This window comes from Candidatus Paceibacterota bacterium, from assembly GCA_035452965.1.
Lineage (GTDB): Bacteria > Verrucomicrobiota > Verrucomicrobiia > Limisphaerales > UBA8199 > UBA8199.
Genome location: DAOTCE010000010.1, coordinates 49,316 through 75,207, shown reverse-complemented (window position 1 = coordinate 75,207; position 25,892 = coordinate 49,316). Strand labels below are relative to the sequence as shown.

Genomic DNA, 25,892 nt, shown 5'->3' with positions numbered 1-25,892 from the left:
ACAGAAGTAAGATGCTGTTACCATGAGCAGTCCGAAGAGGAAATTAGCAAGCCAGGCGGCTGAGCCCGTTTGAATCCATGCGCCTGGTCATTGTCTCCAACCGGCTGCCGTTCACCGCGACCAAAGCGGACGGCAACCTGCAGTTCACTGTGAGTTCCGGAGGCCTGACCACGGGCGTCTGGAGCTACCTGGAGCGCGGGACCGCGGGTTTCGAGGAGCGGCCGGAGTTTGTTTGGCTGGGTTGGCCCGGGGCGACCGTGGCGCCCGAGGACGAACCGGCAGTGAAGGCTTACGCGGAACAGGAGTTCAAGGCCCTGCCGGTCTTTCTGCCGGAGGACCAGATGGACCGGTTTTATCACGGGTTCTGCAACAAGACCCTCTGGCCGCTGTTTCACTATTTCCCGGACCTGACGCACTACGAGGAGGATTACTGGGAAGAGTACAAGCAGGTAAACCGCGTTTTTGCCGAAGCGACGCTGAAGGTGCTGCGGCCGGACGACTTGCTGTGGGTCCATGACTACCAGCTCATGCTGGTGCCCGGGATGGTGCGGGAGCGGTTTCCAGACCTGCCGATCGGGTTCTTCCTGCATATCCCCTTCCCGTCGTACGAGGTGTTTCGGCTGTTGCCAAGAAGCTGGCGGGTGGAGATTGTCGAGGGACTGCTGGGCGCAAGCCTGGTGGGGTTCCACACCTACGACTACACGCGCGACTTTCTGACGAGCGTGCTGCGGTCGGTCGGCTACGAGCACCAGCTTGGCAGCCTGACGTTGCGGGAGCGCGTGGTCAAGGTGGACACATTTCCGATGGGGATTGATTACGAGCGCTTCGCGCGGGCGGCGGCCTCGCCGGAAACGGACTCGCGCGTGGCGGAACTGCGGGCTAAATGCGTCGGCCAGAAGGTGATCTTCTCGGTGGACCGGCTGGATTACACCAAAGGTCTGATCAACCGGCTGCGCGGCTACGACTGCTTCCTCAAGCGCAACCCACAGTGGCATGGGAAGGTGGTGTTCGTGGTGTCGGTAGCGCCGTCGCGGATTGGCGTGGAGAGCTACCAGGCTATGAAACAGGAGCTGGAGCAAACCGTGGGACGAATTATCGGGGCCTATGGGAATGTCCATTGGACGCCCCTGGTTTACCAGTTTCGCAACGTTGGGTTTGAAGAGCTTGTGCCGATGTACCGCGCCTGCGACGTTGCCTTGATCACCCCGGTGCGGGATGGAATGAACCTGGTCGCTAAAGAGTTCGTAGCCTCGCGCCCCGATCAGACGGGCGTGCTCATCCTGAGTGAGATGGCCGGGGCGGCGAAGGAGATGGGCGAGGCGCTGATTATCAATCCGCTTCATAGCGGCGACTTTGCGCAGGCGCTGGAGCAGGCGCTGGGCATGCCGGTGGAGGAACAGGTGCGGCGCAATCGCCTGCTCCAGGACCGGCTGCGCCGCTACAACGTGGTGAGGTGGGCGGAGGACTTCGTCCAGGCCCTGGTTTCCACTCAAAAGACGGAGGCGGCGCGGCGGGCGCGGGCGTTGAGCGGCCGGGTGCTGGCCGAGGTTATCCAGCAATACCGCTCGGCCGCCCGGCGGGCCCTGTTGCTGGATTACGACGGCACCCTGGTGCCTTTCATGGAGGACCCGCAGCTGGCGCTGCCGGACCAGGAAGTGATGGACCTGCTGGCCGCGCTGGATGCGGTAGCGGCTAATGAGGTGATAATTGTGAGCGGCCGGCCACGACGCGACCTGGAAGAGTGGTTTGGGGCTTTGCCGGTGGGTTTGATTGCCGAGCATGGCGTCTGGCTGCGGCCCAAAGGCGGCGAGTGGCGGATGCTCAAGGTGATCACCACGGAGTGGAAAGAACGGGTGCGCCCCATACTCCAAGTTTACGTGGATCGTTTGCCGGGGGCGTTGCTGGAGGAGAAGGAGTTCTCGCTGGCGTGGCACTACCGCCGCGCGGACCCGGACCAGGCGTCGCGCCGGGCGCGCGAACTGCTCGATGCCCTGGCCGGATTCACGCGCAATATTGACGTTCAAGTGCTCGAGGGCAACAAGGTCCTGGAGGTGCGCAGCACCGGGGTAAGCAAGGGAAGCGCCGCGACGGAGTGGCTGGCAGGACTGGGCGCGGATTTCATTCTCGCGATAGGCGACGATTGGACGGATGAAGACCTGTTTCGGGCGCTGCCGGAAACCGCTTTCTCAGTGCGAGTGGGCTTGGCGAACACCGCGGCACGATACTACTTAAGCACCCACACAGCCGTGCGGCGGGTGCTCCGCGAAGTGAGCCTGGCATCCCAGGTCACGGAACGCGCCGCGTCGAACGGGCAGAAACCGTGACTGTCATGGCTGACCGCAACCGCAACCGCGAAGGGCTGGCCCCCGACCCGCTCTGGTACAAAAGCGGGGTCATCTACGAAGTGCATGTCCGCTCATTTCACGACGGCAACGGTGACGGCTGCGGCGACTTTCAGGGCCTGACGGAAAAGCTGGACTATTTGAAGGACCTGGGAGTAACGGCAGTCTGGCTGCTGCCATTTTACCCCTCCCCACTGAAGGATGACGGCTACGACATCGCCGACTACTGCGCTGTCCACCCACAATACGGCACGCTGAAAGATTTCCAAGTCTTCCTGCGCGAGGCGCATCAGCGCGGGCTGCGGGTCATCACTGAGTTGGTCTTGAACCACACCTCCGATCAACACCAGTGGTTTCAGCGGGCGCGGCACGCGGCGCCCGGGAGCCGTTGGCGAGACTTCTACACCTGGAGCAGCACGACTGACCGCTACCAAGAGGCGCGGATCATCTTCAAGGACGTGGAAACCTCGAACTGGACCTGGGACCACGTTGCGGGGGCCTACTACTGGCACCGGTTCTTCTCCCACCAGCCCGACCTCAACTACGACAGCCCCGACGTGCACGAGGCGATCATCAAGGCGCTGGACTTCTGGCTCGACCTGGGTGTGGACGGGCTGCGGTTGGACGCGGTGCCCTACCTCTACGAGCAGGACGCCACCAACTGTGAGAACCTGCCGCAAACGCATGCCTTCTTGAAGCGGCTGCGCGTGCATGTGGACGAGCGGTATGAGGACCGGATGCTGCTGGCCGAGGCCAACCAATGGCCGGAGGATGCGGTGACCTATTTCGGCCAGGGTCGGGGCGACGAATGTCACATGGCCTATCACTTCCCGCTCATGCCGCGCCTGTTCATGGCGGTGCGAATGGAAGACCGCACGCCGATCGTGGACATCCTGGAGCAAACCCCTCCCATACCGGAGACCAGCCAGTGGGCGTTATTCCTGCGCAATCACGATGAGCTGACCCTCGAAATGGTCACCGACGAGGAGCGTGACTACATGTATCGCATGTATGCGCATGTCCACCAGGCGCGGCTCAACCTCGGGATCCGCCGGCGGCTGGCACCGCTGCTGGGCAACGACCGCAAGCGGATCGAGCTGTTGAATGGGTTGCTGCTGTCGCTGCCGGGAACGCCGGTGCTCTACTATGGGGACGAGATCGGAATGGGGGACAACATCTACCTGGGCGACCGCAACGGCGTGCGCACACCGATGCAGTGGAGCGCGGACCAGAACGCGGGGTTTTCACGCGCAAACCCGCAGAGGCTGTATCTGCCCATCACCCTGGACCCCGAATATCATTATGAAGCGGTGAACGTGGACGCGCAGCTCCGCAATCCCCATTCCCTACTGTGGTGGATGCGCCGAGTGCTGGCCCTCCGCAAAGGCTGGCGCGCCCTGGGGGAGGGGCGAGTCGAATTCCTCGCGCCGCAGAACCGCAAGGTTCTCGCTTACATTTTGCGCCATGAGCGGGAGATCTTGTTGGTGGTGGCGAACCTCTCGCGATATCCCCAGCCGGTTCAATTGGACCTCTCGGTTTTCAAGCGGCGCACTCCGGTCGAGTTGTTTGGCCGCACGCCGTTCCCGACCATTGGGGAGCTGCCTTTCCTCTTGACCCTCGGCCCGCACGGCTTTTACTGGTTCTCGTTGGAGCCGTCGCTTGCCGGTAGCGCGCGGGCCAAGCCTGGGCCGCCCGAGGCGCGCGCCGAAATCACGGTCGCAAAGCACTGGGAAGAGGTCCTGTCCGAGCGCTTGAGGTCCGCCCTGGAAAAGGCGTTTGTCCCGTTCCTGCGCGCGATGAAATGGTTCCCGCCGGCGGCGAAAGCCGTCAAGTCCGCCACACTAAAAGAGGCGGAGGCTGTGCCGCTGGGACCGGTCATGTCCTTTCTGACACTTTGGCAAGTGGAATATGCCGGCGCTGATGCGGAGTGGTATTTGGTGCCGCTGGCCTTTGCCGCGGGCAGTGAAGCGGCACGCCTGCGCCGCGACGAACCCCAGCGTGTCGTCGCCGTAGTTACCCTCGCACAATCGAAGCAACGCGGGGTGCTGTATGACGCGCTGGGCCTGCGCGGCTTCGACATTGGCCTGCTGGATCTCATCGCCCGCCGCCGCCGGCTCAAGGGCCGGGAAGGCAACGTGGTGGCCTGGCGCGGGCCGCTGTTGCGCACCGTGTCGCGCCGGGTGGCCGCGGCCCTGGAAAGCACCTCGCTCAAGGCCTCCCAGCGCCACACGTCCATCCGGTACGGCGAACGATTCGTCTTGAAGTTGTTCCGCCGGTTGCACTGGGGCATTAACCCCGAACTCGAGCTGGGGCGTTTCTTCACCGACCGGGGCTTCCCGCACGCGCCGCCTTTGGCGGGTGCGTTGGAATACCATCGCGCCGACGGCGAGCGGCTAGGCCTGGCAGCGGTTCATAGCTGGCTCCCCAAAGCCGAGAGCGGCTGGGAATACACGTTGCGCGCCCTGGATCGCTATTACGAGCGGGTGCTTTCCCTGTCCACCGAAGGCAGGAGATTCCCCCCCGCCAACAAGCCGCTTGTTCAACTCGCCCGGCAGGGTATTCCCGCTGAAGTGCCGGAGTTGATCGGCACGTATCTTGAATCCGCCCGGTTGCTCGGTGTGCGGACCGCCGAGCTGCATCAGGCCCTCGCCTCTGAACCGAATGCCCCGGAGTTCGCACCGGAACCCTGGACCTCGTACTACCAGCGCGGCCTGTATCAGACCATGCGCAACACGACCCGGCACAATCTGCTGAGATTGCGGGATAACCTGTCCCGGCTGCCGGCGGCCGCGCTACCGCCCGCGAACCGGGTGCTTGAGCAGGAACCGGCGATTCTCAAGCGTTGTCAGGCCCTGCTGGCGCTGCGCGTCAGCGCGGCGCGAATCCGTTGCCATGGCGATTATGGGCTGAAGCAGATCCTGCATACTGGCAAGGACTTCATGATCGTGGATTTTGAAGGTGAGCCGGGCCAGCCCGTCAGTGAACGCCGCATCAAGCGCCTGGTGCTGCGCGATGTGACCGGGATGCTCTGCTCGTTCCGCTATGCCGCGGATACTGCGCTCGCCCGGCAGGCCGAGTTGGGCCGGCTGGACGCCAGCACCAGGGACAGGCCCGAGCGCTGGGCCGCTTGCTGGCGACTTTGGACCAGTGTCGCATTCTTGAACGGTTATCTCGCTGCGCTGGGCCGCTCGCCGCTCCTGCCCGCCCGGGACGAGGAGCTTCAACCCTTATTGGAGATTCATCTGCTCCACCGCACCGTGGAGGAACTGGGCGATCACCTCACCCGGCGACTGGCGCTGGTTAGGCCCGCCTGCGAGGGGATTCTGCAGTTGCTCCACGCGCGCCCGGCGCTATGAAATGGACGCGGGTGACGCTGGGCGCGACCTATCTCGGCGGCAGGCGCTGGCGCTTTCTCGTCTGGGCGCCCCGCGTCGAGCGCGTGGAGGTGCTGCTGTCAAAGCCGAAGCGGGAGGTGGCGCGTCTCACCCGGCACGACGGCGGTTACCATGCGACGGTAGTCGAGGACGCAACGCCCGGGACCCGCTATCTGTACCGCCTGGACGGACGGCACGCGTTTCCCGATCCAGCCTCGCGCTACCAGCCGGACGGTGTGCATGGCGCGTCGGCGCTTGTCGCTCCCGCATTCCCCTGGACGGATGAGAAGTGGGCGGGTGTGCGGTTGAAGGACTATGTTCTGTATGAGTTGCATGTGGGAACGTTCACGACGGAGGGGACCTTTGAGGCTGCCATCCCGCATTTGGCTGAACTGAGAGATTTGGGTGTCACGGCCCTGGAGCTGATGCCGGTAGCGCAGTTTACCGGCAGCCGAAACTGGGGCTATGACGGCGTCTTCCCGTATGCGGCGCAGAACTCCTACGGCGGGCCGGCAGGTCTTAAACGGCTGGTCAATGCCGCCCATCGGGCCGGCCTGGCTGTCGTGCTGGATGTGGTTTACAACCACCTGGGGCCCGAGGGAAATCACCTCAGCGAGTTTGGGCCCTACTTCATGGAATCCCATTCCACACCCTGGGGCCAAGCGCTGGATTTTGCGGGCCGGCCCGGCGCTGACGTGCGCCGCTTCTTCATCGAGAACGCGCTGTATTGGCAAACGGAATTCCACATTGACTCCCTGCGGCTCGATGCAATCCACGCGATTCGCGATTCATCTGCCTCGCCCTTCTTGGGTGAATTGGCGCAAGCCTGCCACCGGCAGGCGGACACACTCAAACGCCCCTTCCATCTCATCGGCGAAGGTGGTTTGGACATCGTGCGCCGTATTCCCGCAGGCGCACCGGCTGGCGTGGGCTTGGACGCGGAGTGGAGGGACGATTTTCATCACTGCCTCCACGTATTGCTTACGCGCGAGCAAACAGGTTACTACGCGCGCTTCGGTGGCGCAGCCCAGTTTGCCAGAGTTTGGAGGGCGGCCAGAACCACCAAGAGCCGCTTCCGGGGCGCACGGAAACGCGGGGGTAGCTCCAGCAAGGTAAGTCAGGCGGTCCAATCATTCGTGGTGTACAGCCAGAACCATGACCAGGCGGGCAATCGGCTCCGTGGAGAGCGGCTGGCAACGTTGATACCCTTCGAGGCCCGTAAACTGGCTGCCGCCAATGTGCTCTTGTCGCCCTTCATTCCACTGCTGTTCATGGGTGAGGAGTATGGCGAACTGGCGCCCTTCCATTACTTCATCAGCCACAGCAGCGCGCCGGTCATTCAGACCGTGCGCGCCGGGCGGCGGGCGGAGTTGGCGGCCTTCGGGTGGCGGGGAAGACCGCCAGACCCGCAGGACCGGGCCACCTTCGAAAGCTCGAAACTCAATCATGCGTTGCGGAAGAAGCGAACGCACCGCCTGCTGCGCGCGTTTTACCGGGAGTTGATGCGGTTGCGCAGGACCTTGCCCGCTCTGACCACCACCGCAACATACCCAATCAAAGTGCGCGCGCTTCGGTCCGATCGAGTCTTGCTGGTAAGCTATTCGAGCGGCGGCGCCCGGTTCCTGCTGGCTTTCAACTATTCAGACCGCCTCGCTACCGTAACGGCGAGTGCCTCGCCCGGCCGGTGGCTCGCGCTGCTGAACTCAGCCGACGGCAGGTGGGACGGCCCCGGAAGTCTTGTCCCGAAGGAGTTGTTTTCCAACGGCAGGATAAGATTGCCCCTGCCGGCAAAATCCGCGCTGGCGCTCCGATCCGGGGCCCCCGGGTAACACGTAGCTTCCAGCGCCTTGAAGTCCCAACGCTCGAACCAGCAAGCCCGCTCTTTGCAAATCACCGCAGGCTGCTAATCTCTCGCCCATGTTTAATCGCACTTACTACTTCCTCACGGCAACCGTCCTGGCTGTGATTACGCAACTGGGCCATGCCGCTGCCGCCGACCCGCGCTTCATCCAGGACCGGTTCGCGGTGGGGTTTTGGGTGGACCCGCCTGCCAACGAGCAGACCGACGCGCGGTTTGCCGAGATCGCGGAGGCCAACTTTACTTTCATAATCGGCAACTTCGGCGCGACGACTCCCGCGGCGGTGTCGAATCAAATCCGTCTCTGCGAGAAGCAGGGGCTCAAGACCATCGTCTCCATGGCCGGCTTGCCCCCGGATCGTTTGCCCGACGGCCCGGCCTGCTGGGGTTACTCACTCAGCGACGAACCTGGCCCCGGCGCGTTTCCAGATTTGCGCAAGACGGTAGATGCGCTGCGCCTGGCCCGGCCCGGCAAACTTGCCTACATCAACCTCTTCCCCAACTACGCCCCCGCCTGGGCGCTGGGCACCAGCAATTACGCCGAGCACGTCGCCCGCTTTTTGCGCGAAGTTCGCCCCGACGTGCTGAGCATGGACCACTACCCGAGGTTTTCGCCCGAAGCCGACGGGCGGGACGGCTACTGCCAGAACCTCGAGGACATGCGCCAGCAATCCCTTGCCGGGAACATCCCGTTCTGGAATTTCTTCAATACCATGCCCTACGGGCCGCACACCGACCCGACCGAAGCCCAGCTCCGCTGGCAGATCAATGCCTCACTGGCCTACGGCGCCAAAGGGGTGATGTACTTCTGTTACTGGACGCCCCCCGGCGACGAGTTTCCCAAAGGCGGCGCCATCATCCGCCGCGACGGCAAGCGCACCCGTCATTATGAGGAAGCCCGCCGCCTCAACAGCAGGCTCAAACAACTCGGCCCCACGCTGATGCAGCTCACCAGCACAGGCGTTTACCGCGTCCGGCCCAAGAGCGATCACGCTGCGGCCCTCCAGGGCAGCCCCATCCGCTCCCTGACCCCCGGCGACTATCTGCTGGGCGCGTTCGCCCACGCCGACGGCCGCCGGGCCGCTCTGTTGCAGAACTACCATTTCGCCTACAGCGCCTGGCCCACAGTTGAATTCGACGCCCCGCACGCCGCCGTGCTGGAAGTCAGCCCGGTTACCGGCCAGGCGGCGCCCGTTGCAGACGACAGCCCCGACATGCCCGGCCTGCAAATCTCGCTCGATGCCGGCGACGCCCGGCTCTTCCTGCTGCCTGCTGCCGCGAGCAAATAGGCTCCCCTCACCAAGCTGCGTGCGATTGGGACACCCGGCCCATTCGCTGTCGCCGCGCCGGCCCCCGGCCGGTTCAAGGTCCGTGGATCCCGAGCACCAGGATCACCAGGTCAATCACGAATAGCAGGACAATTGCCAGCTCCAGGATGATCATGTAGCGGTTGGTGCGATCCTGATTGAGGATTTCGTACAGGTCGTCGAGCGTCTGCAGCTTCTTGTCAATAGTGCGATGCCAGTCGGCCAGATGAAACCGCGCCGAGATGTTCTCGTAGATGCGGGCCAGGTGCCAGTCCCCAAAGAACTTGGTGATGTTCGACAGCTCATCGCTGAAACGCGCCAGGTCAATCCGGATTTCCCGCAGCTCCCGCAAGATACCGGCGCGGCCCCGGGGCGGACGGGCGTTGAGGTCGCGATACGCCCGGTCCAGCGAATCGTCCAGGATACGGTCGTAGGCCTCGAGCTCGGCCAGTTGCACATTGGCCAGCTCCATCACGTAGAGCGTCTCCGCGAAGTTCTGTGGCTCGTCAATAATCAACGCCGCATCCCAGTCTATCACCACGAGGTCGCGCTCGTAATAGCTGAGGAAGCGGCCGGTGGATTCTTCGGCCTCCTGTTTGGACAGGTGGTCGGCGTCGGGCTCCTGAGTCAGCAGCGAAGCCACGGCCCGGCGGTGCGCGCGCCACCAGGCCTCCGCGCTCACCGCCGCGCCTTCCGGGTTGAGCATCGGGGATTCGATGCAGAAAACGGTGTAGGCCTCTTCCTCCTCAAGCTGGCGCACGGGCTGGACGTAGTGGGCTGCCAGCTCACCGCGCACTTCTTCCGCCAAGCGCCGCACCTCCTCACTGAGCGAGCCGTTGCTGAACTGGAGGTCGTGATAACCAACGAGATCCTCGACGTGCTCGACCGCAAAGGGCACGTGAACACAGATGCTGATGGCGCCGACTGGCAGGAGCTTGATGACCCGCCCAACGCGCACCTGCCCGTGCGGACCGATGCGCTCCATCGGCGGCAGGCGGACCATTCCGGGTTGGTAGAAAAAACGCTCGCGCGGGCTCGGTTTGCTCGCGTCCACAACAAACTGCGCCACGGGCTGGCCCAGCAACTCCCGCACCGGCTGGCGGGTCATATCGTACGCCACATCAAACGCGTAGATATAGACGACCTCCCCGGTATATTGCCTGATTCTCGGCGCGGGGACCTTGCGCTCAGGGGTTTTGGCTTGGTCCATGGACGCAATCATAGCAACCAGAAGATACCCCACCGCCCGGGCAAAGTCCAAGACGGGGGCAGGCTGGGAACGGGCTCTAGGGAGCAGCCCAAGTGTGCCAGGATGGCACACTCGCCAGCGGTTTCCCCATCAGACCGCCGAACTTAAGGGCCTGCCACTTCCATAAACCTGGCGTTTGCTGGTGGTAATAGTGTAAGTGCCATAAGAACAGTGGCTTGTGCGGATTCTGCGCCCTTAGTTACCTCTACCGGGATCCAATTCCATATTCCTGGACCGAGTTGCCGCCCCGGTGTGACAACGCTGTGACACCCGTTGTATCCCGGTGTGGTTCCCATGGGGCCCGACCCCCATGGGAACCACACCGTAGTCCCGCCGGATTGTCACCGTCTCATCGCTGTGGCTGGCTTGGGCGTGGGGGGTGCCTCAGCCTTGGGGGAAAGTCGGAGCCAGTAGGCGGGACGGCGGCCGGGGAGACCGATTGAGAGTAGAAGACGGAGAGAGAACATCGAGCATCCAACCTCGAACTCTGAACCTCAAGGGAGCTGGCGAAAGTGGTGGCGTAAGGAGGCTGGTGCCAGAACGGGAAGTCCCCAGGATTATTGCCATAATGTCACTAGTTTGTGAATAAGTCGCAGGCAGAAATGGCTTGCGTCTCCAGGCCGAAAGCGTGATGGTATGATCAGACCTAACGGAACGCCTGGCACGAAGTCCGGAAGATGTCGCTGGCAGTCCCCCGGCGAACGAGAGATGTGGGCTAATGCTGGGCAAAACAACAAACAGCACAACATGATGAAAAAAATCCTACTAGCCTCCTTACTCTCCTGTCTCGCCCTGGTCAGCGTCTCCGCCGACGTGATCTATTATGAAGGCTTCAACTATGCCGACGGGTATATCGTTGATGTCGCCGGCGGCAACTGGGCCAACCATAGCGGTGCCGCCACCGGCGCGACTATATCCGGGCAGAAGCTGCAGAACTCAGGCGCGCTGGCCGCCGACGTTAACCGGCTGCTATGCACGACAGAGGGGTGCGCTTACACCAACGGAGTGCAGATACTCTACGCCAGTTTCACCGTCAGGTGCGCTACTCTGCCGACGTCCTCGCAATACTTCGCGCACTTTAAGAATGCGAGCACTGCTTTTCAGTGCAGGGCGTTTTACCTGGCGGGGACCCAGCCGGGAACCTGGCGGCTGGGTATTGCTGGTGCCGCCGGCACCCCCAACCAGACATACCCGGTTGATCTCGCCACCAATGTTGACTATCAGGTGGTGGTCGGCTGGAATCCGACCACGGGCGAGGTCAACGGGATTGCATCAGCCGCAGCCGCGCTCTGGGTCAACCCGATTGATTCCTTTGAAACCGCTCTGGTTACGAGCGATGCCGTCGCAAATCCTCCCGCTCCTGTCGCCTTTGCCTTCCGGCAGCCCAGCTCCGGGGCGTGGGTCGGAGTCATCAGCAACCTCTGCGTCGCCACCACCTTCGACGAAGCGGCGCAGAGCGTGTGGGCGACCAATGCCTTTGCGCCTCAGGTCGTTTACCAGCCGGCCGGCACCAATGTCTTTGAAAACCAGGGTTTCACCCTCGTGGCGGTGGCCAATGGCCAGGGGCTCCGGAACCTGACCTACCAGTGGAAGCAGAACGGCTCGGACGTCAGCAATGAGAACGGCAACTCCCCCATCTTCATTCGCTCCAGCGCGACCTCCGGCGACAGCGGAACCTACACCGTTGTCGTTACGACTCCGCACGGTGAGTTTGCCACCAGCAGCGGGGCGATTGTGAATGTGAGTTCGGCGCCGGTGCCGCCCACCATCACCCAGCAGCCAGTGAGCACTAACGCCTACTACGGCCAGACCGTCTCCCTGTATTGCGGGGCGACCGGTCCCGGGACCCTAAGCTACGCCTGGTATCACAACGGCAACACGGTTGCTTCCGAAGCCAATGCCAACGTCAGCGGCGACGGCACGGCGACGCTGACCATCGCCAACCTGCAAAGCGGCAACGGGACGCTGGGCACCTACCGCTGCGATGTCTCGAACGAATACGGCACGAGGATTGGCTCGAACGCGGTAGTCTCCGCCAGCGCGGTGCCCACCACCACGATCTACGATCTGAAGGGCCATGTGGACGACACCTTCTATCTGCCGACCAACACCACCGCGCTGTGGTCGGTGACCGGCGTGGTGACAGTTTATACCAACCTGACGGGCGCGGCGAACATGTCCATCATGATCCAGGACGCCACGGGCGGCATCGGCGTGTTTTGGCCGGGGCACGGGGCGGACCGGCCGGCGGTGGGGGACAGCGTCACGGCCATCGGAACGCTGGCGCACTTCAACAGCCAGTTGCAGATCAACATCAACTCGGGCGATCCGTCCAACATGCTGATCACCAACAGCCACAACAACCCGCTGCCCACGCCCTATGTGCTGCCGCTGACCTTCACCAACGGCGTCGGCTACGGCGGGGTCTCGAACGTGGTGCGCAGCTACATCGGCTCGCGGGTGACGCTGACCAACGTTTACTTCGTTAGCGCCCCCGGCACTTTCGGAACCGGCCAGCAAACCCTGCAGGTCACCAACGCCAGCGGCGACCGGTTCACAGTCTTCTTCAACGCGGCGGTGACACCGGCTTTCTCAGGCCAGGCGATCCCGACCGGGCCGGTCAACATCACGGCGCCCATGAGCTACTTCCTGGGCAGCACAGCTCCCGACCGGAGCGCGGGCTTCCAGATCATTCCCACCCGCTACGAGGACATCACCACCGCGGCTGCAGCCCCCACGCCGGTGACCATCATCGGCATCACACCCACGGAGATCCAATACAGCGGCGGCTCGGGCTCGCAGTTTGTGCTGTATGAATCCACGAGTGTGGCCGCGCCGCTGAACACCTGGACGCGCACGGCGCAGATCAACCCGGGCACGCCGGGATCGTTCTCCATCACCGCAAGCGGGACGCAGAAGTTCTACAGCATCAAGAGCGAGTAGGGCGGGGCCGGTGAGGCGCAACTTGAATGCGGGGCCGGGTCGCAAGACCCGGCCCGTTTTGCACACGTGGAGCGGCATCGCGGCGGACAAATTGTGGAAAAGTAACGCTTGCGCCGTTTAGCAGTGCGGACGTAGATTTAAGAGGCTGGAAAGCGTAATGTGCCATACCTGAAGTTATGAAGCGAGAAACCAAGCAAGTGAGGGCATTCACCTTGATTGAGTTGCTGGTGGTGATTGCGATTATCGCCATCCTGGCGGCGATGCTGCTGCCGGCGCTGGCCAAGGCCAAGTCCAAGGCGCAACGCGCCAATTGCGTTTCGAACCTGCGGCAGTGGGGCCTGGCGATGCACCTCTACGCGGGAGACAACAAGGACGGCATGCCGCGCGACGGGATGGATCGCGCTGGGGTGTATCCCGGCGCCGACGGCGCCGAGAAAGACCTGAACGCGTGGTTCAACCTGCTGCCGCCGTTTGTGGCGGAGAGGACGCTGGCGGAGTATGCCGACGCCCCCGGCGGCAACATGATGGCCAAGCTGCCGTTCCCGGGCGGCAAGGGCAAGATCTGGCACTGCCCGAGCGCCAAGATGACCGCCGACGAGGTGGCCACGGTCTCAGGCAACGGTGCGCACGGCTTCTTCAGCTATGAGGTGAACATTGACCTCAAGAAACAGACGGAAACGGCCAATGTTGACTATCCGCGGATGCGCAAGATTGTGGACTTCAAGGACCCGTCCGCCACGGTGATGCTGTTCGACTGCGTTTTTAGCCCGAGGGAAATCGTCAACTCCTCGCCCCAGTACAACTCCGTCAACCCGGCCAACCGCTGGCGCAACTCCGCCTCCCGGCACGAGCTGGGCGGGGTGATCAACTTCCTCGATGGCCATGCCAAATACTTCAAAATCCGCTATGTGACCAACGGCGCCGCCGGCAACGAAGTCCGCAACCCGGACATCATCTGGAACGATCCCTGGCGCCGGAAGAACCCGTAGGTACCAGGGACGGTGGTTCCGATGTCCACGCACAGTTACGCCCTTTCACTCCAGTCCACCAGCTCACGAGCCTGTCCCCGCCTAGGGATGAGGCCCGTCATACAAACCGCAAGCCACAAGTAGACCTCCTATGAAAACGAACAGGAACAACACCGTATTCTCCGGGCGGCTCGCCACGGCGGCCGCGATCCCGGGTCCAACTACTCCCGCCGGCCGGCGGTCCTTCCCCCTGGCCTTGAAACTCGCGCTCTTGCTCACGTTGCTGGCGGTGGCCCTGCCCGCCGGGGCAACGGTCTGGACCTACGACTTCGGCACCGGGACTGGCAGCCACACGTCGGGCGCCAGCACGACATTTCTGCCCGCCCCGCCCACCGACGGCGGAACGGCGCGAGTGCGCGTCGGAACAGGAGCGGGCAGTTTCAACCTGGAGAACCCGGGCGACACCGCCGTTGGCAGCGAAACGGAGCTTCGCATCGTCGCTCCAACCGGCGGGTCCGTGAACAAGTTCTCCATCTACGATTACTCGACGCCCAACACGACCTTCTACGTCAAGTTCACCGTGAAGATGTCGGGGACAGCAACCTCCGGGAACTGGTATTTCTTTGCCGGAGACGGCGCGAGTCTTTCCGACAACGTCGGGTTTACGGGAGCGCAGATATTCACGGGCATTCGCTGGTCGTTCGGGGCGGATACGACTATCACAGAGACCTACCGGAGTGGCAGCAGTTGGGCCGCCCTGCCTGACAGCTTCTCAAAAGACACGGTGTATAGTGTCGAGATCTATGGCAACAACTCCGCCGCCGCGCAAAACTATGCCCGGAGTGGCAGCCAGAGTCTGGCCCCCTATAAGGTGGACATGTGGGTCAACGGCAGCCTGGTAGGCGATGACCTGGCCAAGGCACAGTTGGCCGATGATGCCAACATTGACTCGTTCATGTTCTATGGGGAGAGCTTTGCCGGGAATGCCGGGACGATCTACCTTGATGACTTTGAATACGGCAATGAGCTGCCGGTCGCGACGGTCGTTTACGTTGACAATACCGGCGCGCCCCCGGCGGGAATCATTACCGCCGGCGCAAACGATGTGGTGCTGGCCGGCTTCCGCCTGCAGCCGCCCGGGAGCATTGATTTCACCGGCCTGAGCCTGACCACCGCCGGCACGGCGACGGCGTCGGACCTGAGCAACTTCCGCGTGGCGTATGATGCGGACAACTCCGGCACGTATAACGCCGGCGACAGCGTGGTCTCCGGCAGCGGGCAGGCGCTGGCGAACCCGATCAGCTTCAGCATTTCGGGGCAAGCTGGTTTCAACGACACCCGGCGTTACCTGGTGATTGCGGACGTTGCGGCGGGAGCGGTTGGGGGGCGCACGATCACGGCGAGCATTGCCGCTGGCAGCGCCGTGACCGCCACGCTCACCTGCCAGGGCAGCGCCGCCGGCAATCAGCAGACTATTTCGGCGGATGACATGACCATGGCCACAGCCTACGGGGAATCCTTCACCATAGACTCGATGGTGAACGATGCGACGATCCCCACCACCAGCCAGGGGGCGCAGGTCTGGCAGGTTACGTTCAGCAACCCGTCCGGAAATTCCGGGGCCGGCACCATCACCGGTCTGGCCTTCACGCAAGGCGCCAACAACGAAGTCGCCGACTGGTCCACCACGGTTCTAGCCGCCGAGCTGTTTGATGGCGAGAGCACTGTGGGCGCCGGCACAATCTCGGCCACCGGCATTGCGTTCTCGGGTCTGAACGTGGCGGTGGCGGATGGCGACTCCAAGACGCTGGCGCTGCGCATCTCGCTCCAGAGCACACCCGGCGCGCTGTTCGACAATGACAAGTTCCAGTTCGCCCTGGCGGGCGGTGACGTGACAGTATCAGGCAATGCCGTTACCACCGCGGCACTCAGCTCGGACCAGTCCCAAAACGCGATCTCCGTGACGGCCACGCGGCTGGTGTTTACGATCGTGCCGGCCTTCGTAGTCGCGAACATGCCCTTCTCCGTCACAGTCCAGGCGCAGGATGCCAATGGCAATAGGGACCGTGACAACCTTGCCTCGGTAACTATTACCCTGAACACCGGCACCGGTAATTTGAGCGGCAACAGTCCGCAGAGCCTGTCGTCCGGCATAAAGACCTTCTCCGGGCTCGCGTACGACACGGTGGGCGAGTTTACCTTGAAGGCCTCTGGCGGCATGCTGACCGACGGGATCAGCAGCACCATCGTGGCCCGGGCGGAGCCGACGATGACCGAAGTCATCATGCCCCAGTATATTCAAGGCATTGCCAGCGGCAGCAGCAACACTAAGCGCCTGCCGTATGCCTTCTGCCTGTCGCTGGCGAATCTGGCCGCCAACGCCACCTACCGCTATTACAACCAATGCGTCGTGAGCAGCGACAGCGCCACCACCGCGGGCGCCGGCAACATGATCTTCGCCACCGCGTCCGGCAGTTTCGTGCGCACGACCAGTCCCAGCCTGAGCACGGCCGGGGGGTATGGCACATTCACCACGGACGCCAACGGCAACTACACGGGCTGGTTTATAACGGAGCCTTCCGGCAACACCCGGTTTGCCACCACCGGCAATCAGCTGTACATGCGGATCATGATGAACGACGGCGCCGAGGGCACCTCCGTGAACATGCGGCTGACGACCCCGAGCTACGCTACCGTACTGCCCTTTGGCACGGATGCCAACACCGGCACCGGCATCTGGGGCAATTCGTCCGCCACGGACAAGAACTTCGTCGTGCTCTATGATAACGCTGCCGGCAGCGGCCGGCCGCTGGCGGCCACGTTCGCGGAGAGCGACGGCGTTGCCGAAAACACCGGTGCTTCCTACGTCTCCTTCTACAGCGGCTCGGTGGATGGAATCTCCGGCGCCTGGGGCACAATTATCCCCAACAGCAATGCGAATGGTGTCCAATGCATCGAGCAGCGCAAGCTCGCCGATGGCAGCCTGCTCGTCGCCGATACCGACAGCGACGGGATCTGGCCTTCCGGCGCCACCACGGTCAATCCCGTTGGCGGCGATGCCACCCCGGTCGTCATTACTGCGGAAGACGCGCCGCTGGCCTCGACATCGGTGACCTCGGTGACAATCATCGGAATCACTGCCACCACCATCAGCTACACGGGCGGCTCCGGCTCGCAGTTCGTGCTGCTGGAGTCCACTAGTCTCGATGCGCCGCTCAATACTTGGACGCGCGCACAGACTCAAACTGGCACGCCTGGTTCGTTCACCATTACTGCGGGCGAGACGAAGAAGTTCTACAGTATCAAGAGCGAATAGGCCCTCGTTAGGCAACGAACTTCAGATCAGAGGACCCGGTCGAAAAACCGGGTCCTTTTTTGTGAGCCAGAGATAGACTGGTGAGCTACCAATCCGAAGTCGCTTCACCACGCCCAGGCCTCATCCTGAGCGGCTTTGTAGCGTGGCCGGCCTTACTTCGCTGAAATCTACTGCGGCGGATTCGGCAATTCAGATTGACCGCAGATAGAACACCCCGCAATTTGTGTGACAACAGTTAACCCTGATCGAGCTGGCGGCAGGCGGTTCGTTGCTGTGGACCGGCTCGAATACAACATCAAACACAAACGCGCCCTTCTGGCCCCGGTTGCCGGGCCGGAAAGAGGAAGCCAGGTCGCATACTATGAAGAGAACCCTACTCCTTGTTATCCTGACGGCGGCACTGCTCAACGCAGGCTCGTTCATTTACACGGCATCGGCCCAAATCTCCATCATCTCCCTGCCCGGCGGTTCCTACTCCCAGACGTTTGATTCGCTGGCCAACTCGGGCGCGGACAACCCGTGGGTGGACAACACCACCCTCACGGGCTGGTATGCCTGGACTAACAACCCCACTGCTGTGGCGCTGACCTACGCTGCCAGCACCGGCACCGGCACCAAGGCGCAGATGTACAGCTGCGGCGCGAGCGGCAGCACTGAGCGCGCGCTGGGGTCCATCGCGTCGAGCACCTCGAGCGCGCTGGCGTATGGCGTGCGGTTTGTTAACGACACCGGCTCAGACATCTCCAGCATCACGATCACCTACACGGGCGAGCAGTGGCGTAAAATCGGTAGCTCCGCCGAGCAACCACTCGCCTTCTCCTACCGCGTGAGCGCCACCCCAATCACTAATCCCGAGCCGGGGGCGACCGATTCCTGGACACCTTTCACTGACTTGAACTTCGTTACGCCGAATGTCGGCGGCACCACCGGCGCGCTCGATGGAAATGCTCCAGCTAATCGGCAGGTGTTCGCTGGAGTCCTTCTGAACGGTGTCGCAGTCCCAGCGGGGTCAGAAATCTTCCTGCGCTGGCGGGATATAGACGACTCCGGCACCGATCATGCGGTAGCTATTGACGACCTGATGGTCAACTTCAGCGGTGGGACCATTTCGACGAGCGCTCCTACCTATGCTCTGGTGTCGCCGCTGGCACAGACCAACAAAGCCGGCACGACCGTCACCCTGACCGCCACGAGTGACGGCTCCCCTTCGATCTCACTCTCCTACCAGTGGCGCAAAAACGGCATTCCCCTCAGTAACACAGGCAACATCTCGGGCGCCACCACCCCGACGCTCATCCTCACCGGCGTGCTCGCGGGCAACGCGGGCAGTTATGATGTCATCGTCGCCAACTCGGCCGGGTCCGCGACCAGCCCGGCCGCGACTTTGACGGTCGTTGATCCCGCCATCCAGTCGCAGTCGGCGAACCAGGCACGCCTGGGCGGCGAGAGCGTCACTTTCACCGTCACCGCCAAGGGCACTCCGCCGCTCACTTACCAATGGTTCTTCGGCGGCACGCCGATTGCGGGAGCAACCGGCAGCGCGCTGTCTCTCTACAATCTCAAGGCGCCCGACCAGGGCAGCTACACCTGCCGGGTAACCAATAGCCTCGGCGCCGGCGTGGCCAGCGCCCCCATTAACCTCACCGTCACCGTGTTGCCCGGCGTCACCCTCGCCCTGTGGGATTTCAACGACACCAACGCTCCCTTCGGTTCTCCGCCCCCAATCATCGGCACCGGCACCGCGATCCTCCTGAACGGGGTCACGGCCACTTTCGCCGCCGGCGCGGCTTCGGATCACACCCTGACCGGTACCAACCAGGCTTGGAACACCACGACTTATCCAGCTCAGGGCACCGACAACAAGTTGGCCGGCGTGCAGTTCAACGTCAGCACCCTCGGGCATCAGAACATCTACCTCTCTTGGAGCCAACGTCACAGCAATTCCGGCAGCAAATACACCCGCCTCCAATACACCACCGATGGCACGACCTTCACCGACCTGGATTTCAACACCATGACCAACGGCGAAGTCTTTGTGCCTCTCTCCCGCGAACTCTCGGCCATCCCGGAGGTTAACAACAATCCCGCCTTCGCCTTCCGCATTGTCAGCGAGTTCGAGAGCCTTGCCAACCCGAGCTATGTCGGAACGGCTGGCAGCTATACCCCTGGCGGCACCCTGCGCTTCGACCTCGTGCGCGTTTATGCTGATCCGCTTGGCTCGTCCACGCCGGCCCCAACCTCCATCAATAGCATCAACGGCAGCACACTGACCTATGGCGGCGGCGGGGGCTCTCGGTTTGTGCTCTTGCACTCGCCCGACGCCGACGCCCCGCTGAGCAGTTGGACGCGGGTGGCCACCAACAGCGCCACACCGGGATCGTTCAGTGTGCCAACAGGATCAGGCCAGGCGGCCTTTTATCGCATCAAGAGCGAATAAACCGCCAGCGAACCAGGAGGAGAGATAGAGTCGTGGAACACCACACCACTCCCGCACTCCGCTACTCCAACATGCTGGGAACGAGTTGGAATGGCCGGCACTGGAAGCCGAGCGACTTGAGCAAATCGAAAGCCGGTGCCGGGTTCTGATAGACCATGCTGATCAGGCTGTCGCTGCGGAAGTTGGGCCGCGCGCCGGCAAGCTCCAGGGATTTGAGGGCGAGCCAGACGATCCGCCAGGGGACGGGCACAAAGGAGACCTGCTTTCCGAGCGCCCGCGCAATCTGAGCCAGAATCTCCTTGAGCTCCCAGCCTTGCTCGTGGGCAACGGCGATCGGCCCAACCCCCGGCCTCACACCCCCGTCCAGGCAACTCTCGACAATGCGTCCGAGGTCCTCTTCGTGCACCAGGTACTGTGTCTGCTTCCCTCCCCACAAGACTGGCACGAGGCGCCCCTTGCGCACCTGGCTTGCCAGGCGGCCAAACATCCCTCCCGGATTGTCGCTATACACCAGCCCGGGTCGGATGATGAAAGCCCCCATAGCTTGGGCCAGTTCCTCGATCTGGAGCTTGGCCTGGCCATAGAGGGACCGGCAGCCGGCAAACGCGCTCAGGGTCGAAATGAACACCACGGTCTTCACGCCCGCGCTCCGAGCCGCGCCCAGGAGTGTCTGGGAGCCGGCTACGTTAATCGCGGCGATTTCCTCCCAGCGCCGGGGTCCGAAATCATACGCGCAGTGCACCAGAGCGTGGACTCCCTTGAGCAAATTGGAATCAACCGCGGCGCCGAGGTGAAAAGCGACCGCGTCGCTGCCAGGCGGCGGCTGCCGCGTCCAGGAGATGACGCGCCAGCCCGCGCGTTCAAGCCGGGCCTTGAGCCGCCCCCCCACAAAGCCCTGGGCGCCGGTCAGGGCGCAGACTTTGCTCAGGCCTTCAGGCACGCGCTGGCCACCCGTCCAATCTGGCTGTCGGTGATCTCGGGGAACATCGGCAGCGAAATAATCTTCGCCACCAGCGCCTCGGTGACCGGGAAGGTGCCCGGCTTATAACCAAGCTCGGCAAAGGCCGGCTGCAAGTGCACGGGAATCGGATAATGAATCCCGTGCGACACGTTCGCCGCATCGAATGCCGCCTGCTGTTTCTGCCGGTCCGGCACCTGCACGACGTAAAGGTGATAGACGGGCTTTGAGTAGGGCGCTGTCTTGGGAATCACCAGGCTGGAGCCCGCGAGCAGTTGGTCGTACCTGGCGGCCGCTTTGCGGCGCGATTCATTCCATTGCTCCAACCGGCGCAGTTTGATCCGCAGCACCGCCGCCTGCATTGTGTCCAGCCGGCTGTTCGTGCCCTTGATAAGGTGCTCGTATTTCACCTTCTGCCCGTGGTTGCGCAACAACCAGACCTGCTCCGCCAGGTCCGCCCGGGTCGTGGTCACGGCCCCGCCGTCGCCGTACGCGCCCAGGTTCTTGCCCGGGTAAAAGCTGAACGCCGCAATATCCCCCATCGTCCCGCAGCGCCGGCCCTTGTATTCGGCCCCGTGCGCCTGGCAAGCGTCTTCAATCACTCGCAGCTTGTGCTTGCGCGCAATCTCCAGGATGGGGTCCATGTCCGCCGCCTGGCCGTAAAGGTGCACCGGGATGATCGCCTTGGTGCGCGGCGTGATGGCCCGCTCCACCTGCGCCGGGTCAATCGTGTAATACTGCGGGTCGCAGTCCACCAGCACCGGCTTGGCGCCCGCCTGGTGAATCGCGAAGACCGTGGCGATAAAGGTGTGGGTGCAAGTGATGACCTCGTCCCCCGGGCCCACGTCGCACGCCAGGAGCGCCAGCCGCAGCGCGTCGGTGCCGTTGGCCACTGCCACGCAGTGAGGCGCCTTGCAGAAGGCGGCAAACTCCTGCTCAAACAACTTCACATCCTCGCCCAGCACGAAATCCCCCCGCCCGCAAATCTTTCCCATCGCCACCTCTACCTCCGACTTGATTTGCTGATACTGAGCGACCAAGTCCACGAATTGTATTTTCCCATTATCCATAGATGTCCTAATCGTCTTAAACCTATTGCCCCTGTCAATGACCGTTATTCGCTCCTGCTGACTTAACATCCGTCCGGAATGGCGTGGCCGGCAGCCCTTCCCGGTTGAATAGGTTGACATCGGGGGTGTTGGCCCAGCCGTAACGAACCGCCGCGGGCTTTGCCACAGACGGGCTGGATACAACGACTTTGTCCGCCTCGATAACGGCCGCCGCGGGGACAAAGTTGCCGTCGGCCCCGGCGATCGTGAATCCCTTCAACTCACCGCCCTCTGCCACCAAGCCGCCGCCCACGTGACCAAAGCTCAGGACCGCGCGGGTGTCTTCTACTTTCATTGCCTTATAGACCGGACCGGAGTAAGTGATCTTCTCACCGTAGGCAATGGCGCGGGCGGCCAGGGCCAGGCGCGCGCCCACCGGTTCCTTCTTCGTAGGATGGATATCGGTCTCGTTGCCAATGTCTGTGATGACGGCCATCCCACTGCGCCGAACCTTCTGCCAACTCAGCAACTGCGCCTCGCGAATCTCCGGCGTCATCCGCTCATGCGGCGCGATTTGCACAAAGAGGAACGGAAAAGCGCCCTGCCCCCACGTCCGCCGCCAATCCTGAATCATGGCGGGAAACAAGCCGCGGTATTCCTCGGCCCGGCCCGCGTTGGCCTCGCCCTGGTACCAGATCACGCCGGCAATAGCGTAAGGCTGCAAGGGGGCAATCATGCCGTTGTACAGGGCGCACGGTCGGCCCTGGTACTGGCGCGGGTCCCGCGGGGCGCGCGGGGCCTGAGGCGCACGCTCGCCGGCTGCTTTCGCCCTGGCCACGGCGGCCTTGTGCTGCGCACGAGCCCGGTTATGTCTCGCGGCCGCGGCCGCGGGGTCGTGTGTGCGGACACTCTCCGCGTAGCGCTCCAGAATCTGCTTTAGATCAGGGTCCGCTTCGAGCGCCGCCCGGGAAGTCCACGCTTCCGCCGGCGTGCCGCCGACCGATGAGTTAATTAACCCGACCGGCACCTTCAGCGCGCGACGCAAGTCGCGGCCGAAGAACCAGGCGACAGCGGAAAACTGCGCCGCTGTTTCGGGCGAAGATTCCACCCAGGCGCCTGGGGCGTCGGAGAGCGGGTTATCGGTCGCGTTGCGCGGGACAGTGAACAGCCGCAGTTGCGGGTCTGTGGCGCCCGCGATGGCCGCTTCCGCGTTGGCGGCGCGTGACAGTTGAAAGGCCATGTTTGATTGCCCGCTACCGACCCAGACTTCGCCCACGAGCACGTTCGAGACGATCACGGTGTTGTCTTCCCCGGCCACACTCAGTGTGTAGGGCCCGCCGGCCTTCAGGGGTTTGAGCTTTACCAACCAGCGGCCGTCCTTAGCCGTCGTGGACAAGGTCTGTCGCTGGAACTTGACCGTGACCCGCTCGCCGTCCCTGGCCGTGCCCCAGACCGGCACGGCTACTCCTTGTTGCAGCACGGCCCCGTCGGAGAACAGGCTGTTAAGCTTCACCTCGGCACACGCGGCGGAAGCCGCGGCTGCCAGCAAGGCGGTGATCGTAAGGACTCGCAGGGTTTGCTTCAGGAATGAAGTCTTCATGTGTGGCTCCGCAGCCTAAGAGGTGCCACCGGCGGAGGCCAGAAGAAACCCAAATGAACCTCCAACCTCGAACCAAATGGGAAGCAGGAGCGGGTAGTTTCGCAGACCACAGCCATGGGCGCGTCGAAGTCAAGCCATCCGGAAACCTCAACGCCCCAGCGTGTCGTGGAAGTGATTCATCATCACTTCATTCCTTCGCCCTACAACGTCGCCAGCACGTTCTCCAGGTACTCCCGGTTCTTGCGCGCGTTGGCCGTCACGATCTCCGGCGTGTCACCCAGCGCGCAGCACTCCACCATCAAGGGCCCATTGAAGCCCGCCTGCTTCAGCTCCACAAACAGCGCCCGGAAATCCACCTTGCCCGTTCCGAACTGGAGCCAGACCGAGCCGCGCTGCTGCCCGCAGTCCTTCGCGCAGAAGCCGGTAACCTGCGGGGCGATGAGCTTGAGCTCTCCCAACGGGTCCTTGCCCGTGTAGTGAATGATATTCCCGGCGTCGAACCAGATCTTGAAGTTCGGGTGGTTAACTTTCGCCAGGCAGCGCTTGATCTCCTCGGCCGCGCCGCTCGCGCCTCCGTGCGGCTTCATGACCACCTTCATGCCGCGCTCCTGGGCGTACGCCGCGGCGTCTTGCATCAGCTTGTAATAATCGTCGTACTGCCGGGGGTTGTTGGCGCCGAACGTGAGCAGGAATTCGACACCCATCGTCTTCCCGTTGTCAATCTGCCGGCGCGTGTCCTTGACTTGCTCGGCGAACGGCAGGTCGAACTTGATGCGTAGCGCGCCGATGTTCACGGCCAGGCCGCGCGCGGCAATCCGCTGCTTCAGGCTGGCGAGATACTCGGGGGTTGCGTCAGAGCCGAGCAAAGGCTCTTCCTTCCCCGGGCGAGTGAGCAAACCGGTGAGCTTGTAACCCGCCGCCTTGATCCCGTCCAACGCGGCGTCATAGCCCCAAGGCTTGTCCTGGGGCCCGAGCCAGGGCCGGTTGAAACAGCCAATGGGCCACTTTACTCCCTTCGGCTGTTCGGCGGCGGGCAGGAGGTTGAGGGGAAGCAAAGCTCCAGCAGCGGCCAGCGCGGTGGACTGCACAAATTGTCGGCGATTCATGTCTGTATTGGGCGGTATCCGCGAGGCCGGCACAAGCAGAATCCTGTCGTTGGCATGCCAGACGCTCTGAGGCAGGCGGCGGCCGAGAGCACTTCCCCGCCATGGGCGGGGGAGCGATGCACAGCAATGGCCGCTCTGTCGGCAATCGGCGGAAAGAGTGTACGAAGCTGAGACACTCTGTCCTCTCCCGGCAGCCTGAAGAACACGGCAGGAATGCGGTTATGGCGTGGTGGAATACATTACGGGTGAAATCGAACAGCCCCGAGGTGCGGCGGAAAGCCCTCGAGACTCTGGGCGCTAGTGGGAATGCGCGCGCGCGGGAACTCCTGATCGCCGGACTGGGTGACGAGCAGGCAGAGGTGCGCCTTGCCGCCGTCAGGGGGCTCGCCGGGATCAAGCACAGCGACTCCCTCGCCGCCCTGATCGCGGCCCTCCAGGACCCCAGCCACGATGTCCGCCAGGCCGCCGCCGCGGGTCTGGGCCGGCTGGGAGATGCCAGTGCCGCCCCCTCCCTTGCCAGAATGCTGGAAGACGCCTCTGCCGGGGTCCGGACTGCCGCCGCCAACGCCCTGCGCACCCTCGGCTGGAGACCCTCCTGCGCCGAAGAGCAGGCCCTCATGGATGTCGCCTTCGGTCACACTCACGCCGCTGCTTTCGCCGGCCAGGCCGGGGTGAAAGCCCTGGTCACCGAGCTCTCGCACGACACCAGCTTCGGGCGCCGGGCCGCCGCGGAAGCACTGGAGCACGTCGCCGGCGCCGATACCACTCTCCCCCTCCTGGCAGCCCTGAGGGATGAAGACCCCACCGTACGCGTCTCGGCGATCCATGCCCTCAGCAAAGACCCCAGCGCCCAGGTGAACCTGGAGTTGCTGGCCCTGTTGCACGACCCGGTGTCCTGCGTCAGGCTGGCCGCCGCGGAAGAGCTTGGCCGGCGCGCCGACCCGGCGTTCGTGCCTGAATTTCTGCGCCTGCTGACGGACCAGAACTTTGAGGTCCGGCTCAACGCCGTGCAGTTCCTCGGCCGTGTGGACGATCCTCAGGCAGCCGAAGCTCTGCTGCCGCTCTTGCGCGATCCCGACAACGACGTGCGGTGCGCGGTGGCCAAGGCCCTGTGCACCCTGGGTCAGCCCTCGGCCATTGAAGCGCTCGTCCTAGCGCTCACGGATGACGAGCGCTCCGTCCGCGATATCGCGGCCATGGCCCTCAACCAGATTGACCCGAACTGGATGTACACCGACGCAGCGCGGCGCGCCGCCGCGCAACTCGAACCCGCGCTCAATGATCCGCGGGGCTGGGTCCGCTCCGCTGCCGAGCAGGTCCTGGCCAAGGTGCGCGCTCCTGCGGACCAGCCCACGCCCTTGAGTCTCGCCGGTTTGCCCGAGTAA

General features: G+C 63.3%; 14 protein-coding genes. 9 read left to right on the top strand and 5 right to left on the bottom strand.

Annotated features, from left to right (window positions below; all coding sequences use genetic code 11):
- Positions 1 to 77 precede the first annotated feature (77 nt).
- The 4 genes from P5205_10400 to P5205_10385 all read left to right on the top strand — a co-directional run bounded on the left by P5205_10400 (position 78) and on the right by P5205_10385 (position 8,863).
- Positions 78 to 2,324, top strand: a complete 2,247-nt coding sequence (locus P5205_10400) for a bifunctional alpha,alpha-trehalose-phosphate synthase (UDP-forming)/trehalose-phosphatase (protein ID HSA10765.1) — start codon at positions 78 to 80, stop codon at positions 2,322 to 2,324.
- A 5-nt stretch (positions 2,325 to 2,329) separates the two neighbouring features.
- Positions 2,330 to 5,698 (top strand): maltose alpha-D-glucosyltransferase, encoded by a 3,369-nt coding sequence (gene treS / locus P5205_10395; protein HSA10764.1) that lies wholly within the window; start codon positions 2,330 to 2,332, stop codon positions 5,696 to 5,698.
- Positions 5,695 to 7,545: a malto-oligosyltrehalose trehalohydrolase gene (gene treZ / locus P5205_10390; GenBank protein ID HSA10763.1), complete on the top strand. Its 1,851-nt coding sequence runs from the start codon at positions 5,695 to 5,697 to the stop codon at positions 7,543 to 7,545. Before treS ends, treZ begins: the two co-directional genes overlap by 4 nt.
- Before the next feature lie 88 nt (positions 7,546 to 7,633).
- The gene (locus P5205_10385; protein ID HSA10762.1) at positions 7,634 to 8,863 is read left to right on the top strand and encodes a hypothetical protein; all 1,230 of its coding nucleotides are present in this window, start codon (positions 7,634 to 7,636) and stop codon (positions 8,861 to 8,863) included.
- 73 nt (positions 8,864 to 8,936) lie between these two features.
- Here the strand turns inward: P5205_10385 and P5205_10380 are convergent, their stop codons facing one another.
- Entirely contained in the window at positions 8,937 to 10,091 is a 1,155-nt protein-coding gene (locus tag P5205_10380; protein ID HSA10761.1) for a hypothetical protein, read from the bottom strand.
- 786 nt (positions 10,092 to 10,877) lie between these two features.
- Between P5205_10380 and P5205_10375 the strand changes: the two genes are divergently transcribed.
- The 4 genes from P5205_10375 (at position 10,878) to P5205_10360 (ending at position 19,794) form a co-directional block, all read left to right on the top strand.
- The gene (locus tag P5205_10375) at positions 10,878 to 13,073 is read left to right on the top strand and encodes an immunoglobulin domain-containing protein (GenBank protein ID HSA10760.1); all 2,196 of its coding nucleotides are present in this window, start codon (positions 10,878 to 10,880) and stop codon (positions 13,071 to 13,073) included.
- Between the two features lie 176 nt (positions 13,074 to 13,249).
- Positions 13,250 to 14,062, top strand: a complete 813-nt coding sequence (locus tag P5205_10370; protein HSA10759.1) for a DUF1559 domain-containing protein — start codon at positions 13,250 to 13,252, stop codon at positions 14,060 to 14,062.
- Between the two features lie 130 nt (positions 14,063 to 14,192).
- Positions 14,193 to 17,357, top strand: a complete 3,165-nt coding sequence (locus P5205_10365; protein ID HSA10758.1) for a hypothetical protein — start codon at positions 14,193 to 14,195, stop codon at positions 17,355 to 17,357.
- Between the two features lie 361 nt (positions 17,358 to 17,718).
- The gene (locus P5205_10360) at positions 17,719 to 19,794 is read left to right on the top strand and encodes an immunoglobulin domain-containing protein (protein HSA10757.1); all 2,076 of its coding nucleotides are present in this window, start codon (positions 17,719 to 17,721) and stop codon (positions 19,792 to 19,794) included.
- A gap of 61 nt (positions 19,795 to 19,855) precedes the next feature.
- On the opposite strand, the gene P5205_10355 is transcribed toward P5205_10360, so the two are convergent.
- The 4 genes from P5205_10355 to P5205_10340 form a co-directional block, all read right to left on the bottom strand.
- Entirely contained in the window at positions 19,856 to 20,734 is an 879-nt protein-coding gene (locus P5205_10355) for an NAD-dependent epimerase/dehydratase family protein (protein ID HSA10756.1), read from the bottom strand.
- The gene (locus P5205_10350) at positions 20,719 to 21,822 is read right to left on the bottom strand and encodes a DegT/DnrJ/EryC1/StrS family aminotransferase (protein ID HSA10755.1); all 1,104 of its coding nucleotides are present in this window, start codon (positions 21,820 to 21,822) and stop codon (positions 20,719 to 20,721) included. The genes P5205_10355 and P5205_10350 overlap by 16 nt, the downstream gene beginning before the upstream one ends.
- Positions 21,823 to 21,856: 34 nt before the next feature.
- The gene (locus tag P5205_10345) at positions 21,857 to 23,401 is read right to left on the bottom strand and encodes a sialate O-acetylesterase (protein HSA10754.1); all 1,545 of its coding nucleotides are present in this window, start codon (positions 23,399 to 23,401) and stop codon (positions 21,857 to 21,859) included.
- Positions 23,402 to 23,601: 200 nt separating this feature from the next.
- On the bottom strand, positions 23,602 to 24,507 hold the full coding sequence (locus P5205_10340) for a sugar phosphate isomerase/epimerase (GenBank protein HSA10753.1): 906 nt from the start codon (positions 24,505 to 24,507) through the stop codon (positions 23,602 to 23,604).
- 221 nt (positions 24,508 to 24,728) lie between these two features.
- Between P5205_10340 and P5205_10335 the strand changes: the two genes are divergently transcribed.
- On the top strand, positions 24,729 to 25,892 hold the full coding sequence (locus P5205_10335; protein ID HSA10752.1) for a HEAT repeat domain-containing protein: 1,164 nt from the start codon (positions 24,729 to 24,731) through the stop codon (positions 25,890 to 25,892).

Coding starts and splice junctions, on each gene's coding strand:
- P5205_10400 (HSA10765.1), top strand. CDS start 78: ATGCGCCTGGTCATTGTCTCCAACCGGCTGCCGTTCACCGCGACCAAA.
- treS (HSA10764.1), top strand. CDS start 2,330: ATGGCTGACCGCAACCGCAACCGCGAAGGGCTGGCCCCCGACCCGCTC.
- treZ (HSA10763.1), top strand. CDS start 5,695: ATGAAATGGACGCGGGTGACGCTGGGCGCGACCTATCTCGGCGGCAGG.
- P5205_10385 (HSA10762.1), top strand. CDS start 7,634: ATGTTTAATCGCACTTACTACTTCCTCACGGCAACCGTCCTGGCTGTG.
- P5205_10380 (HSA10761.1), bottom strand. CDS start 10,091: ATGGACCAAGCCAAAACCCCTGAGCGCAAGGTCCCCGCGCCGAGAATC.
- P5205_10375 (HSA10760.1), top strand. CDS start 10,878: ATGATGAAAAAAATCCTACTAGCCTCCTTACTCTCCTGTCTCGCCCTG.
- P5205_10370 (HSA10759.1), top strand. CDS start 13,250: ATGAAGCGAGAAACCAAGCAAGTGAGGGCATTCACCTTGATTGAGTTG.
- P5205_10365 (HSA10758.1), top strand. CDS start 14,193: ATGAAAACGAACAGGAACAACACCGTATTCTCCGGGCGGCTCGCCACG.
- P5205_10360 (HSA10757.1), top strand. CDS start 17,719: ATGAAGAGAACCCTACTCCTTGTTATCCTGACGGCGGCACTGCTCAAC.
- P5205_10350 (HSA10755.1), bottom strand. CDS start 21,822: ATGGATAATGGGAAAATACAATTCGTGGACTTGGTCGCTCAGTATCAG.
- P5205_10345 (HSA10754.1), bottom strand. CDS start 23,401: ATGAAGACTTCATTCCTGAAGCAAACCCTGCGAGTCCTTACGATCACC.
- P5205_10340 (HSA10753.1), bottom strand. CDS start 24,507: ATGAATCGCCGACAATTTGTGCAGTCCACCGCGCTGGCCGCTGCTGGA.
- P5205_10335 (HSA10752.1), top strand. CDS start 24,729: ATGGCGTGGTGGAATACATTACGGGTGAAATCGAACAGCCCCGAGGTG.